The following is a 14206-nucleotide window of genomic DNA, read 5'->3' as shown; positions in this document are numbered from 1 at the left end:
TATGGAGCGGCCTGACGACGGCGAACGGCACGACGACGACGAACTCGCCAGTGCGCTGGAGGAGCAGGTCGCCGCCATCACGTCGGCGATCCCGATCATGGCCGGTCCCGTGGTCGTGCGGCCCGACGCCGCGGCGCTCACGGACGACGAGGTGACCGCGCTGGTCGGCGCGGACCTCGACTCGCACGACACGCTCGCGGCGATCGACCACCTGCAGACGGTGCTGGATGCGCGGGCGGCGACCTCGGCGATCCCTGTCGTCGGCGGTGCCGCGGAGGGGACGGCCGAGCCGGGCGAGACGGCCGAGCCGGACGATACGGCCGAGCCGGGCGAGGAGGACGACGGGGCCGGGGCGCCGACGCAGCTGATCAGCTTCGACGACCTGCCGGTGCCGCGCGACCCGGCGGGACCGCTTCCGACGTTCAGCGCGTGGGTCGGAGCGGCGGCGCCCGCGCGGACGGTTCAGGAGCGCGAGCCCGCGCCGGTCACGCCGTCCCGCGCCGAGCCGCTCGGCCTGGTGCCCGAAGAGTTCGCACCGCGCGACTCCGAGCCGGTGCCGTTGGTCGTCGAGCTGCCGGAGTCGTCCGAACCACCGGGGTCGGCGGAACCGCCGGAACCGCCCGAGCCGCCGATCGTGCCCGTGCTCGCCATCGCCGAGCCCGTCGTGAGCCACCACCTCGGCCCCGCCGACCGCACCCCCGATCACATCGACACGGATGTCGCCGACGACGCCGACGACGTCGTCGTCTCCGCGGACTCGCGGCCGATCGCCACGCCGCGCGTGCCGGAGGGAGCCGCCGTCGTCGCGGGCGGACCGGCGGGACCGCGCCCGTTCGTCCCGGAGCCGGTCGACCTCGAACCGACACCGCTGGAGCGCAGGGTGGGCCGCGCATCCCGGCTGTTCTGGCTGTGGTTCGCCGGCACGTCATCGCTCATCAGCGTCGGGGTGGGGGCCACCCTGTTCGAGCTCGGGCTGAGCCTGCGTCAGCTCCTCGTCGCGACGCTCGTCGGCGTCGCCCTGTCCTTCCTCCCGCTCGGCCTCGGAACGCTCGCAGGCAAGTGGAGCGGCCAGCCGACGATGGTGGTCTCCCGCGCCGTGTTCGGCCTCCGGGGAAACGTCATCCCCACCGTCCTCGCCCTCGTCACAAAGCTGTTCTGGGGCGCCGTCCTGCTCTGGCTCGCCGGGTCGGCGGCGGGGTCGCTGTCCACGGCGGAGGGCTGGTCGAGCGGACCGGCGGCGCCGACGATGCTGGCGCTGACCGTGACCATCCTGGCGGCGGGGGCGGTCGCCTACTTCGGGTACGGGCTGGTCGCCCGCGTTCAGCTCGTACTGACGATCGCGTCCGCCGTGCTCATCGTCGTGATGGTGATGGCGACCTGGCGGCACGTCGACCTCGGGCTGGCGCTCGCCGTGCCCGACGCCCTGTGGACGCACGTCGTCACCGGAGCGGTGCTGGTCTTCAGCTACCTGGGTCTCGCCTGGGCGATGAGCAGCTCCGAGGTCGCCCGCTACCAGCGGCCGACCTCGTCGGGCGCGACAGGGATGCTGTGGGCGACGTTCGGCGCCGGTGTCCCGCCGTTCGTCCTCGTGTCCTACGGCGGGCTGCTCGCCGCATCCAACCCGGGCGCGTCCGACGATCTCGCGGGGGACCCGGTCGGGGCGCTGGAGCGGCTCGGGCTCCCCGCCTGGTACTCGGTGCCGCTGCTGCTCGCCGTCGGCCTCAGCCTGATCTCGGCGCTCGTGCTCACCATCTACTCGGCGGGGTTCACCCTGGATGCGCTGGGCGTGCGGCTGGGCAGGCGGTGGAGCACCCTCGTCGTCGGCGGGGTCGTCGCCGTCTCCGGCTTCGTGCTCGCGGCGACGGTGGACGAGCTGGACTCGGTGATCCGCGGCGTGCCGACCGCACTGTCGGTGCCGGTGGCCGCCTGGGCGGGGCTGTTCGCGGGCGAGACGATGCTGCGCACACGGCGCTTCCACCAGCCGTCGCTGCTGCGCCGTGGCGGGGTGTACCCGGACTGGCGCTGGCCCAACGTGGTGATGCTCGTCGTCGCGACGGTCGTCGGGCTCGGGCTCGTCAGCTCCCCGCTGCCGTGGCTGGCGTGGGAGGGGTACCTGTTCCGGCTGGCCGGGGTCGACCCGCACGCCGGGATCGGGGCGAGCAACATCGGCGTGGCCCTCGCGCTCGTGCTCGGCCTGGTGACGCCGATGCTCACGGGCATCCGCGAGGTGCGCCGCCAGGAGCGTCTGGAGGCGTGAGGCCGGATCCGCGACCCGGCTCCAGGGACGCGACACGCCGCGTCGACGGCGGTGACGCGGCGTGTCGCGACCCCTGGAGGGGAACGGCAGCGCGCAAAGCGGCGTCCCTCAATTAGGCTCGTTGCGTGCCGCACACCCTCCACTCCGTCCGTGAGACCGTCGAGACGCTCTGGCCGCTCGCCGGCGCCGAGGGCTGGGATGCGCCCGGGCTGCTCTCCGGCGACCCGGCGGCCCCCGTGGAGCGCATCCTGCTCGCCGTCGACGCGGTCGCCGCGACCGTGGACGAGGCGGTCGAGACGAACGCGGACCTCCTGATCGCCCACCATCCGCTGCTGATGCGCGGAGTGACCACCGTCGCCGAGGACCGGTACAAGGGCTCCCTGCTCGCGAAGCTCATCCGCAACGACTGCGCCCTGATCGCCGCCCACACCAACGCGGACGTGGTGGCCGAGGGCACGAGCGCCGTGCTCGCCGCCAAGCTCGGCCTCACCGACACCGCGCCGATCGCGCCGGCGGCCGACGGCGTCACGGGCATCGGCCGCGTCGGGACGCTCACCGAACCGACAACGCTCGGCGCACTCGCCCGTGTGCTCGCCGACCTGCTCCCGCCCACCGCCGGAGGGGTGCGCGCGGCCGGTGACTACCACCAGCCGGTCTCCCGGGTCGCCGTGTGCGGCGGAGCGGGCGACTCGCTGCTCGGCGCGGACGCCGTGCGCGGCGCCGACGTCTACATCACGGCCGACCTCCGCCACCACCCGGCGTCCGAGGCGCGCGAGCAGGCCGTGCTGGGCGGCGGCCCGGCGCTCCTCGACGTCTCGCACTGGGCCAGCGAGTGGCTGTGGCTCGAGACCGCTGCCCGGCAGCTGAGGGATGCCCTCCCCGGCGTCGAGGTCGAGATCAGCGAGCTGCGCACCGACCCGTGGGACTTCGCCATCCTGCAATGACCGACACGCACGAAGAGAGCAGAGCACTGTGAAAGCCAGTCCGACCGACCAGAACGAGCTCCTGCGACTGCAGGCAGCGGACACGCGCCTCGGCCAGCTCGACCACGCCGTCCGCACCCTCCCGCAGGCGGCGGAGCTCGCGGCGCTGCAGCCGCAGGTTGACGCCCTCCGCGCACGCTGGATCTCCGCCACGGGCGAGCTGGAGGACGCGCGCGCCGAGCTCGGCCGCGTCGAGTCCGACGTCGCGCTCGTCGAGGCGCGCATGAAGCGCGACAACGACCGCGTGCAGCAGACCGCCTCCATGAAGGACGTGCAGGCGCTCGAGGCCGAGCTCGCCTCGCTCGCCAAGCGCCGCGACGACCTCGAGGAGATCGAGTTGACCGTCATGGAGCGCGTCGAGGGGCTCGAGGCGGCGCTCGCCGCCGTCGAGGCCGAACGCACGGAGCTCGACGCGAAGGTCGAGGCGCTGGAGTCGGCGCGCGCCGAGGAGGCGGCGAGGATCGCGGGCCAGCGCGAGTCCCTCGCCCGCGACCGCGCCACGATCGCAGGCTCCCTGCCGGCCGACCTCGTCGAGCTGTACGAGCGGCAGCGCTCCCGCTACGGACTGGGCGCGGCCAAGCTGCAGTACGGCGTGTCCCTCGGCTCGAACGTCAAGCTGACCGAGTCGGACCTCGCAGAGATCCGCCGTGCGGCTCCGGACGACGTTGTGCTGTGCCCCGACAGCAGCGCCATCCTGGTCCGCGGCGAGGACTCCGGGCTCTGACCGAACCCCCGGTCGGCTCCCAGGGGCGCCGCGGCGCGCTGCGCTAGGGTTGCCTACGGAATGGGTCGGCAAGACGGTCGCGTCGGTCCGCGAGAGCGGGCCGCCGAGGAACGTCCGGGCTCCACAGAGCAGGGCGGTGGGTAACACCCACCCGGGGCAACCCGCGAGACAGTGCAACAGAAAGCAGACCGCCGCAGGCTTCGGCCCGCGGTAAGGGTGAAACGGTGGTGTAAGAGACCACCAGCGGCCGGGGTGACCCGGTCGGCTCGGTAAACCTCGCCCGGAGCAAGGTCAGACAGGGGACAGTGAGGCGGCTCGCCGAGTCCCCGGGTAGACCGCTAGAGGGCGGCGGCAACGTCGTCCCGAGAGAGATGGCCGTCCGCGGCGCGCGAGCGTCGTGACAGAACCCGGCGTAGCAGCCGGCCCATTCCCCGCACGGCAGCCAGCACGGCACCCGCACGGCAGAGGGGGGACAACGCGTGACCGAGGAGCGCACGGCAGCGATCGCGACGAGAGCGTCGCTGCTCGCGGCGTGCGTGCTCACGCTCGTGGCACTCGGCTACGCGCTGTGCTTCGGCGTGCTCTGGGTCTGCCCGGTGATCGTGCCGTCGCCGGAGGTCTGGATGACCGTCGCCAGCACCGACGAGGTGTTCCGGCTCTCCATCGCGAACCTCCTCTACTGGATGGTCGCGCTGTGCGTCGCGATCGCGCTCGCCGTGCTGATCACCCTGCTCGGCGCGCGGACCCTGCGCGCCCTCGGCGAGCTGGGGACGGACGGGTCCTCCGAGGCCGGTCAGGCATCGCCGGCATCCGCATCCGCATCCGCGTCGGCGTCCGTGTCGGGCGAGAAGCGGTAGCCCATCCCCGGCTCCGTCAGCAGGTAGCGCGGGCGCGACGGCACCGGCTCCAGCTTCTTGCGCAGCTGCGCGAGGTAGAGCCGGAGGTAGCCGGTGTCGCTCGTGTACTGCGGACCCCACACCTGCGTGAGCAGCGCCTGCCGCGTCACCAGCCGTCGCGGGTGCCGCACGAGGACCTCGAGGATCGCCCACTCCGTCGGCGTCAGCCGCACCGGGGCGTCACCGCCCGGCGCGTGCCTGGTCACCTGCCGGGCGGAGAGGTCGACGCTCACGTCACCGAAGCGGACCACCGGCTCGTCCGCCGACCCGGTCTGCCGCCGGGTGAGCGCGCGAATGCGGGCGAGCAGCTCGTCGGCGGCGAACGGCTTGGTGACGTAGTCGTCGGCGCCGGCGTCCAGCGCATCCACTTTGTCCGCCGAACCGGTGCGTCCCGACACCACCAGGATCGGCACGGACGACCAGCCGCGCAGGCCCTCGATCACCTCGATGCCGTTCAGCTCGGGCATCCCGAGGTCGAGCATGACGAGGTCGGGATGGTGCTCCACCGCCTCCGAGAGCGCCTCGGCGCCGGTTCGGGCCGTCAGCACCTCGTAGCCGCGGGCCGCGAGCAGGATGCGCAGGGCGCGCAGGATCTGCTGGTCGTCGTCGGCGATCAGGATCCTCATACGCTCGGTCCGTCCTCGGGGGTCGTGGTGATCTGGGTCGCGGTCGCCGCCGGCAGGGCGACCACCATCGTCAGCCCGCCTCCCGGGGTGTCCTCGGCCTCCAGCGTCCCGCCCATCCCCTCGACGAACCCCTTCGACAGGGCGAGGCCGAGGCCGATCCCGGTGTCGTTGTCGGTGTCGCCGAGACGCTGGAACGGCACGAACACCGCCTCGCGGCGCTCGCCGGGGATGCCGGGACCGTGATCGATCACGCGCAGCTGGACCGTGCCGCCGAACTCGCTCGCGGCGATCACGGGACGCCGGCCGGCGGGGGAGTAGCGCAGCGCGTTCCCCAGGAGGTTCACCAGGACGCGCTGCAGCAGCACGCCGTCGGCGAGGATCGGCGGCAGTCCATCGGCGATGTCCAGTTCCACGTCCGCCGGGCCGAGGCCGAGCTCGTCGAGAGCCGGAGGCACGACGTCGTCCAGCTCGGTCGGGGCCAGCGAGACCGCGAGCACGCCCGCCTCCACCCTGCTGACGTCGAGGAGGTTCGTGACGAGCGAGGCGAGACCGGCCAGGCTGTCCTCCGCCGTCTCCAGCAGCGACTCCCTGTCGTCCTCGCTCAGGGCGAGATCGCGCTGCCGCAGCGTCGTCACCGATGCCGTCGCCGCGGCGAGCGGCCGGCGCAGGTCGTGGCCGACGGCGGCGAGCAGGGCGCTGCGCACCCGGTCGGCCTCGGCGAGCGGGCCGAGCTCGCTGGCGGTCGCGGTCAGATCGCGGTGCTCCAGCGCGGCGTCGAGCTGCGCGACGATGGCGGCGAGAAGCCGCCGGTCGCCCGCCTCCAGGTCGCGCCCGGAGAGCTCCAGCGAGCCACGCGTGCCGACCGGGATGCGCTGGGTGTGCGCCTCGTCCGCCGGCTCGCCGTCGGTGGAGACGATCTCGTCGCCGTCGATCAGGCGCACGCCGCTCAGTCCGAACGCCTCCCTGGTGCGGGTCACCAGCGCCTGCAGGGCGTCCTCGCCGCGGATCACGCCCCCGGCCACCGTCGCGAGCAGTTCCGCCTCCGCGGCGGCGCGCTGTGCGGCACGAGTGCGGCGTGCGGCCTGGTCGACCACGACGCTCACCAGCGCAGCGATCACGAGATAGAGCAGCAGGGCGATCAGATGCAGCGGCTGCGAGATCGTGATCGTGTAGAGCGGCTCCACGAAGAAGAAGTCCAGCGTGACCCCGGAGAGCAGGGCCGCGAAGAGTGCTGGCCAGATGCCGCCGACGAGCGCGACGACGACCACGAGCAGCTGGTAGCTGAGCACGTCCGCCGTCATCGACTCCGGGGAGCGGAGGTTCACCAGCAGCAGGGTGAGCAGCGGACCGCCGATCAGGGCCAGCGCGAAGCCGTACACGCGGCGGCGGACCGTGAGCCCGCCCTTCGGCCGCGGCAGTGAGAAGCGGCCGCCCGCGCGGGCGTGCGAGACGATGTGCACGTCGATGTCGCCGGACTCGCGGATGACCGTGGAGCCGATGCCGGGGCCGGTGAGGAAGGCGGCGAGCCTGCTGCGGCGGGAGACGCCGATGACGAGCTGCGTCGCGTTCTCCCCGCGCGCGAACTCGACCAGTGCGCGCGGGATGTCGCTGCCGACGACCTGGTGGTAGCTGCCGCCGAGTTGCTCCACGAGCGCGCGCTGGGCGGCGAGGGCGCCGGGCGTCGCCTCGCGCAGGCCGTCCTGGCTCGTGACGTGCACGGCGAGCAGCTCTCCGCCCGCCGAGCGCGCGGCGATCCGCGCTCCACGCCGCAGCAGCGTCTCGCCCTCCGAGCCGCCGGTGAGCGCGACGACCACGCGTTCGCGCGCCTCCCATTTGCCGGCGATGCCGTGCTCGGCACGGTAGCGCTGCAGCGCGCTGTCCACCTCGTCGGCCAGCCAGAGCAGGGCAAGCTCGCGCAGCGCCGTCAGGTTCCCGAGGCGGAAGTAGTTGGAGAGCGCCGCATCCACCCGGGCCGCGGGATAGACGACGCCCTCCGCGAGCCGGTCGCGCAGCGCCTGCGGCGCCAGGTCGACGACCTCGATCTGGTCGGCGCGACGGAGCACGGCGTCCGGGATGGTCTCCCGCTGTTGCACGCCGGTGATCTGCTCGACCACGTCGTTCAGCGACTCGATGTGCTGGATGTTGACGGTGGACATCACGTCGATGCCCGCCGCGAGCATCGCCTCCACATCCTCCCAGCGCTTCCCGTGCTCGAGGCCGGGAGCGTTCGTGTGCGCGAGCTCGTCGACGAGCGCCAGCTGCGGGGCGCGCGCCAGCACGGCGTCGAGGTCGAGCTCGCTGAGCTCGACCCCGCGGTGCTCGACCGTGCGCCGCGGTACCACCTCCAGGCCCTCGAGCATGGCGGCGGTGGCGGCGCGGCCGTGGGTCTCCACGACCGCGACCACCACGTCCTTGCCGAGCGAGGCCAGCCGCTTGCCCTCCTCGAGCATCGCGTAGGTCTTGCCGACGCCGGGAGCGGCGCCGAGCATCACCCGGAGGCGGCCACGGGCCATCGTCTACTCGTCCCTCTGTGTCATCGGTTCCGTGTCAGCTCTCCCGCGTCAGCGATCCAGCTGCGCCAGCGCCAGGTTCAGTTGCAGAACGTTCACGGTCGGGTCCCCGAGGTAGCCGAGGTCCCGCCCCTGAATCCTAGACTCGACGAGTTTCCGGACCGTGTCCTCCGGCAGGCCGCGCGCGTCGGCGACGCGCTTCACCTGCAGCAGAGCGTAGGCGGGGGAGATGTGCGGGTCGAGGCCGGAGCCGGAGGCGGTGACGGCGTCGGAGGGGATCTGCGCTGCCGTCACGCCGTCCCGTTCCTCGATGGCGGCGGTGCGCTCCTTCACCGCCTTCACCTGGACGGGGTTGCCGGCGGCGAGGTTGCTTCCGGAGGACGCTTCCGCGTCGTACCCGTCGCCCGCCGCCGAGGGACGCGACTGGAACCACTGCGCCAGGGGCTTCCCCTTCCCGTCGGTGAAGCTCTGACCGATGAGGGCCGAGCCGACGACGCGGCCATCGGAGCTGATCAGCGAGCCGTTCGCCTGCGCGGGAAGGGCGAGCTGGCCGATCCCGGTGACGACGGCGGTGTAGCCGACGCCGAGCACGACGGTGAGGACGAGCAGGGCGCGCAGTGCTACCCAGTAGTGGCGCCAAGCGCCGCGGAGTCGATTCATGGTGTGTGACTCGCTTTCGGTCAGAATCCGGGGATGAGGGCGACGACGAGGTCGATCAGCTTGATGCCGATGAACGGGGCGATGATCCCGCCGAGGCCGTAGATCAGGAGGTTGCGGCTGAGCAGTGCGGACGCGGCGACCGGCCGGTAGCGCACACCGCGCAGCGCGAGCGGGATGAGCAGCACGATCACGATCGCGTTGAAGATCACCGCCGAGAGGATCGCCGAGGCAGGGGAGTGCAGTCCCATCACGTTCAGCGCCGCCAGGCCAGGGAAGGCCCCGACGAACATCGCGGGGATGATCGCGAAGTACTTCGCCACGTCGTTCGCGATGGAGAACGTGGTGAGCGCGCCGCGGGTGATCAGCAGCTGCTTGCCGATGCGCACGATGTCGATCAGCTTGGTCGGGTCCGAGTCGAGGTCGACCATGTTGCCGGCCTCCTTGGCGGCCGATGTGCCGGTGTTCATTGCGACCCCGACGTCGGCCTGCGCGAGCGCCGGAGCGTCGTTCGTCCCGTCGCCGGTCATGGCGACCAGCGCGCCGCCCTGTTGCTCGCGGCGGATCAGCTCCAGCTTGTCCTCGGGCTTCGCCTCGGCGAGGAAGTCGTCGACGCCGGCCTCCGCCGCGATCGCCTTCGCGGTGAGCGGGTTGTCGCCGGTGACCATCACGGTGCGGATGCCCATCCTGCGCAGGTCGGCGAACCGCTCGGCCAGTCCCTCCTTGACGATGTCCTTCAGGTAGACGACGCCGAGCAGCTCGGCGCGCCCGTCGGCCGTGCGCGTCGCGACGGCGAGCGGGGTGCCGCCGACCTGCGAGATGCGCTCCACCTGCTCGTCGAGTTCGCGGAGCACCTGCGCAGACGGCGGCGTCGACTCGCGGACCCAGGAGACGACGGCGCTCGCGGCGCCCTTGCGGACCTGGGAGCCGTCAGGAAGGTCCAGGCCGCTCATCCTGGTCTGCGCGGTGAACGGCACGATGTCGCCGTCCACCTGCTCCGGCCGGCGGTAGCCCAGCGTCTCGGCGAGCTCGACCACCGAGACGCCCTCCGGCGTCGGGTCGCTGAGCGAGGAGAGCGCGGCCGCGCGGACCAGCGCGTCCGGCTCGGCTCCGCCGACGGCGGTGAACTCGCTGGCGCGGCGATTGCCGTAGGTGATGGTGCCGGTCTTGTCGAGCAGGAGCGTCGTGACGTCGCCCGCCGCCTCCACCGCGCGGCCGGACATGGCGAGGACGTTGTGCTGCACCAGCCGGTCCATTCCGGCGATGCCGATGGCCGAGATGAGCGCGCCGATCGTGGTCGGGATGAGGCAGACCAGCAGGGCGACCAGCACCGGGACCGTCGGAGACGCGTCCGAATAGCCGGCGACCGGCTGCAGCACGAGCACCACGATCACGAAGATGATCGAGAGGCTCGCGAGCAGGATGTTCAGCGCGATCTCGTTCGGCGTCTTCTGGCGTGCCGCGCCCTCCACGAGCCGGATCATCCTGTCGACGAAGGTCTCGCCCGGCCTGCTGGTGATCCGGACCACGATGCGATCGGAGAGCACCCGCGTACCGCCGGTCACCGCGCTGCGGTCGCCGCCGGACTCGCGGACGACGGGCGCGGACTCGCCGGTGATCGCCGACTCGTCGACGGTCGCGATGCCGTGGATGACGTCGCCGTCGCCGGGGATGAGCTCCCCGGCGGTGACGACGACCACGTCGTCGAGCCGCAGCTCGCTGGAGGCGATCTGCTCCACTCCGGCGCGGAGGGCGTCCGGATCCGCGGCGCCGTCGTAGCCGGTCACCCGGTTCGCGACCGTGGTCGAGCGCGTCGCGCGCAGCGTCGCGGCCTGGGCCTTGCCCCTGCCCTCGGCGACCGACTCCGCCAGGTTGGCGAAGACCACGGTCAGCCAGAGCCAGACCGCGATGCTCCAGGTGAAGGCGAGCGTCGCGGGACCGGTGCCGCCGGCGCCGAGGAACGGCTGGGCCAGCGCGACGACGGTGGTGAGCGCTGCTCCCACCTCGACGATGAACATCACGGGGTTGCGCCACATCTGGCGCGGGTCGAGCTTGCGCAGCGCCCCGGGGAGCGCGGCGAGCAGCTGTCGTCCGGAGAACGCTCCGGCGGGGGTGGACGGGTGACTGGTGCGGGTGGTGGTTGCGGTGGTCATGGTCAGTTCAGTCCTTCCGCCAGGGGGCCCAGCGCGAGAACGGGGAAGTAGGTGAGTGCGGACACCAGGACGATCGTCCCGGTGAGGAGCCCGACGAACTGCGGGCGGTGGGTGGGCAGCGTCCCCGCGGTGGCGGGCACGGAGCCCTGCTGGGCGAGGGAGCCGGCGAGGGCGAGCACGAACACGATCGGCACGAACCGGCCGAGGAACATCGCCACGCCGAGCGCCGTGTTGAACCACGGCGTGCTCGCGGTGAGCCCGGCGAACGCGGAGCCGTTGTTGTTCGCGGCCGACGTGAACGCGTAGAGCACCTCGCTGAAGCCGTGCAGCCCGGGGTTCAGGATGGAGGTCTTCTCGACGTCCGCCCGGATCGCCGGGACGGCGAAGCTCAGCCCGGTGCCGATCAGCACCAGCGTCGGGGTGGTGAGGATGTACAGGCTCGCGAGCTTGATCTCGCGCGGCCCGAGCTTCTTGCCGAGGTACTCCGGGGTCCTGCCCACCATCAGCCCGGCGATGAACACGGCGATCACGGCGATCACCAGGATGCCGTACAGGCCGGAGCCGACGCCGCCGGGGACGATCTCGCCGAGCATCATGTTGATCATCGCCATCATCCCGCCGAGCGGGCTGTAGCTGTCGAGCATGGAGTTCACGGCGCCGGTGGAGGTGGTGGTGCTGGTCGTGTTGAACAGCGTCGAGCCGAGGACGCCGAACGCCGTCTCCTTGCCCTCCAGCGAGCCGGAGGCCGACTCGAAGGCGGTCATGGCGATCAGCGAGACCACGAACAGCAGCCCCATCGTGCCGAGGATCGCGTAGCCCTGCCGCTTGTCGCCGACCATCGTGCCGAACGTGCGCGGCAGCGAGAACGGGATGAGCAGCATCAGCAGCACCTCGACGATGTTCGTCCAGGCGGTCGGGTTCTCGAACGGGTGCGCCGAGTTGGCGTTGAAGAAGCCGCCGCCGTTGGTGCCGAGCAGCTTGATCGCCTCTTGGGACGCCACGGGGCCGCCGGGGATGGACTGCGTCGCGCCCGCGATCGTCGACACGTGCTCGGCGCCGGCCAGGTTCTGGATGGCGCCCCCGGCGATCAGGACGACCGCCGCGATCAGCGAGAGCGGCAGAAGGATGCGCACGGTGGCCCGAAGGAGGTCCACCCAGAAGTTGCCGATGGTGCCGGTGGAGCGCGAGGCGAAGCCGCGGACGAGCGCGATCGCCACGGCGATGCCGACGGCGGCGGAGACGAAGTTCTGCACGGCGAGGCCCGCGGCCTGCACCGTGTAGCCGACCGTCTGCTCCGGCGAGTACGACTGCCAGTTGGTGTTGGTCACGAACGAGATGGCGGTGTTGAACGCCGTCCCCTCCGGCACCGCCGGAAGGCCGAGGGCGTAGGGCAGGAACTGCTGGAGCCGCTGCAGCGCGTAGACGAGCAGGACGCCGAGGACCGAGAACGCGAGCACCCCGCGCAGGTACGCGGGCCAGGACTGCTCGGAACGCGGGTCGACGCCGATCAGGCGGTAGACGCCCCGCTCGACACCGAGGTCCGTGCGCGAGGTGAACACGCGGGCCATGTAGTCGCCGAGCGGGCGATAGGCGATCGCGAGCAGCAGCACGAGCGTCGCCAGCTGGGCGACGAACAGCCAGATCGCCATCTCAGAACCGCTCCGGCTTCACGAGGGCGACCACCAGGTAGGCGATCGCGGCGACGCCGAGGGCGGCGGCGATCACGGTGACGACGATCACAGCTTCTCGACCCCCCGGCCGACGAGCGCGACGAGGAACGCCAGCGCTGCGACGGCGAGAAGGTAGACGAGGTCAAGCACGACTCTCTCCATCTTTCGATACACCGCGGCCGGGTGGCCGCAGCAGGAGAGAGTCCACACCCGCGCGCGCCGCGAGGGAGCGGTCCTAACGCATCCCTAACGCGTGCGCTGTCATCCCTAACGGGATGCTGACGACGCCGGTTTCAGCCCTTGGTCGCGAGGGCCGCCGCGCCCAGGATCCCCGCGTTGTTGCGGTGCACGGCGGGCACGATCTCGGTCTTCAGATCGAGCAGCGGGAGGAACTCCTGGTAGTTCTTGGACACGCCGCCGCCGACGATGAAGAGGTCGGGCGTGAACAGGAACTCCAGGGTCGAGTAGTACTTCTGCAGGCGCTTGGCCCACTTCTCCCACGACATGTCCTCGCGCTCCTTCGCGGAGTAGGCGGCGCGGGACTCGGCGTCGTGGCCGTCGATCTCCAGGTGCCCGAGCTCGGCGTTCGGGATGAGGACGCCGTCGTAGATGAGGGCGGAGCCGATCCCGGTGCCCAGGGTGGTCATGATGACGAGGCCGTCGCGGTCCTTCGCGGCGCCGAAGCGGGTCTCGGCGTAGCCGGCGGCGTCGGCGTCGTTGACGAAGTGGATGTCGCGGCCGAGGCCCTTCTCGAACAGGTCCTCCGCGCGCAAGTCGATCCACTTCTTGGAGACGTTCGCCGCCGAGAGGGTGACCCCGTGGCTGACGATCGCGGGGAAGCAGACGCCGACCGGCGCATCCGGCTCCTCGGCCGCAAGCTGGTCGACGATCTTCTTGGTGGTCTCGACGATATCGTCGGGCTTGCCGCCCTCGGGCGTCGGCAGCTTGACCCGGTCGCTGACCAGCTCGCCGCTGTCCAGATCCACCAGCGCGCCCTTGATGCCGGTTCCTCCGATGTCGATGCCGATTGCGTGCTTCTGACCGCTCATGCCCACGAATCTACCCTGCGGCGGCCCCGCGGGTAGCGAGCGGCATGAACACCTCGTCGACGATCGCGACCAGGGTGTCGTCCTCGGCCGGCGCCATCCGCATGAGCAGCTCGTGACGCAGAAGCTTGAACGGCAGGTCGACGATCATCGGCGTCAGCGCCGCCCGATCGATCTCGCCGCGCTCCTCCGCGCGCGCCAGGATCGTGTCCATCGACGTGGGGCGGGAGTCGATGAGCTGGTCGCGCAGCGCCGCGAGACCGCCGGCGCTGCCGTCGACGAGGCCGGAGAAGCGGAGCATGAGCGGGCTGATCAGCTGGCTGCGGCGCACGTTCGCCTGGCGCAGCAGGTCGAGGGTGTCGTCGCGCAGGCTGCCGATGTCGGCGAGCTGGATGGGGTCCGCGTCGAAGCGCTGGCGGATGGCCGCGAGGGCGAGCTCGCTGCGCGTCGGCCAGCGCCGGGCGAGCACGGGACGGCTGGTGCCGGCTCGCGCGGCGACCGCCTCCATCGTGAGCCCGGCGTAGCCGTTCTCGTCCAGTTCCGCCCAGGCCGCATCGAGGATGGCCGCCTCCAGTTCCGCGCCGCGCCGACGGCGGGCGGGGGAGTCGTCGCCCTTTGGAAGATCCATTTGCGCATCTTATCGAACGAGAGCTATTCTCGTCATTAGATGCATTAGCGCATCTT

General features: G+C 71.8%; 12 protein-coding genes and 1 other RNA gene. 5 read left to right on the top strand and 8 right to left on the bottom strand.

The genetic code is table 11. The annotated features are described in order from the left end of the window. The first annotated feature begins 1 nt into the window (after nucleotide 1). From AAME72_RS18730 to AAME72_RS18710, 5 genes are all read left to right on the top strand, one after another. Nucleotides 2-2257, top strand: coding sequence for a cytosine permease (locus tag AAME72_RS18730; protein ID WP_348788034.1), 2256 nt, complete (start codon nucleotides 2-4; stop codon nucleotides 2255-2257). 125 nt (nucleotides 2258-2382) lie between these two features. Beyond that, on the top strand, nucleotides 2383-3201 hold the full coding sequence (locus tag AAME72_RS18725; RefSeq protein WP_348788033.1) for a Nif3-like dinuclear metal center hexameric protein: 819 nt from the start codon (nucleotides 2383-2385) through the stop codon (nucleotides 3199-3201). Between the two features lie 28 nt (nucleotides 3202-3229). Further along, nucleotides 3230-3964, top strand: coding sequence for a hypothetical protein (locus AAME72_RS18720; RefSeq protein WP_348788032.1), 735 nt, complete (start codon nucleotides 3230-3232; stop codon nucleotides 3962-3964). Nucleotides 3965-4025: 61 nt separating this feature from the next. Further along, nucleotides 4026-4395: RNase P RNA component class A (gene rnpB / locus AAME72_RS18715), an RNA gene on the top strand. A gap of 48 nt (nucleotides 4396-4443) precedes the next feature. Next, nucleotides 4444-4821, top strand: coding sequence for a hypothetical protein (locus AAME72_RS18710; RefSeq protein WP_348788031.1), 378 nt, complete (start codon nucleotides 4444-4446; stop codon nucleotides 4819-4821). Here the strand turns inward: AAME72_RS18710 and AAME72_RS18705 are convergent. From AAME72_RS18705 to AAME72_RS18670, 8 genes are all read right to left on the bottom strand, one after another. Further along, nucleotides 4758-5486 carry a response regulator gene (locus tag AAME72_RS18705; protein ID WP_348788030.1) on the bottom strand — a complete coding sequence of 243 codons (729 nt, stop codon included), beginning with the start codon at nucleotides 5484-5486 and terminating at the stop codon, nucleotides 4758-4760. The genes AAME72_RS18710 and AAME72_RS18705 overlap by 64 nt on opposite strands. After that, the gene (locus AAME72_RS18700; protein WP_348788029.1) at nucleotides 5483-7999 is read right to left on the bottom strand and encodes a DUF4118 domain-containing protein; all 2517 of its coding nucleotides are present in this window, start codon (nucleotides 7997-7999) and stop codon (nucleotides 5483-5485) included. The genes AAME72_RS18705 and AAME72_RS18700 overlap by 4 nt, the downstream gene beginning before the upstream one ends. 48 nt (nucleotides 8000-8047) lie before the next feature. Further along, nucleotides 8048-8656: a potassium-transporting ATPase subunit KdpC gene (kdpC, locus tag AAME72_RS18695; RefSeq protein ID WP_348788028.1), complete on the bottom strand. Its 609-nt coding sequence runs from the start codon at nucleotides 8654-8656 to the stop codon at nucleotides 8048-8050. Between the two features lie 20 nt (nucleotides 8657-8676). Continuing rightward, nucleotides 8677-10806, bottom strand: a complete 2130-nt coding sequence (gene kdpB, locus AAME72_RS18690) for a potassium-transporting ATPase subunit KdpB (RefSeq protein ID WP_348788027.1) — start codon at nucleotides 10804-10806, stop codon at nucleotides 8677-8679. Between the two features lie 2 nt (nucleotides 10807-10808). Continuing rightward, the gene (gene kdpA / locus AAME72_RS18685; RefSeq protein ID WP_348788026.1) at nucleotides 10809-12455 is read right to left on the bottom strand and encodes a potassium-transporting ATPase subunit KdpA; all 1647 of its coding nucleotides are present in this window, start codon (nucleotides 12453-12455) and stop codon (nucleotides 10809-10811) included. Between the two features lies 1 nt (nucleotide 12456). After that, nucleotides 12457-12546, bottom strand: coding sequence for a potassium-transporting ATPase subunit F (locus AAME72_RS18680; RefSeq protein WP_314149026.1), 90 nt, complete (start codon nucleotides 12544-12546; stop codon nucleotides 12457-12459). 223 nt (nucleotides 12547-12769) lie between these two features. Further along, nucleotides 12770-13525: a polyphosphate--glucose phosphotransferase gene (ppgK, locus tag AAME72_RS18675; protein WP_348788025.1), complete on the bottom strand. Its 756-nt coding sequence runs from the start codon at nucleotides 13523-13525 to the stop codon at nucleotides 12770-12772. 10 nt (nucleotides 13526-13535) lie between these two features. Beyond that, nucleotides 13536-14150 (bottom strand): TetR/AcrR family transcriptional regulator, encoded by a 615-nt coding sequence (locus AAME72_RS18670; RefSeq protein ID WP_348788024.1) that lies wholly within the window; start codon nucleotides 14148-14150, stop codon nucleotides 13536-13538. Between the last annotated feature and the right edge of the window lie 56 nt (nucleotides 14151-14206).

The organism is Leifsonia sp. NPDC080035 (assembly GCF_040050925.1).
Classification (GTDB): Bacteria; Actinomycetota; Actinomycetes; order Actinomycetales; family Microbacteriaceae; genus Leifsonia.
Note: the sequence above shows the minus strand (reverse complement) of the source record. Positions and strands in the feature narration are given on the sequence as shown.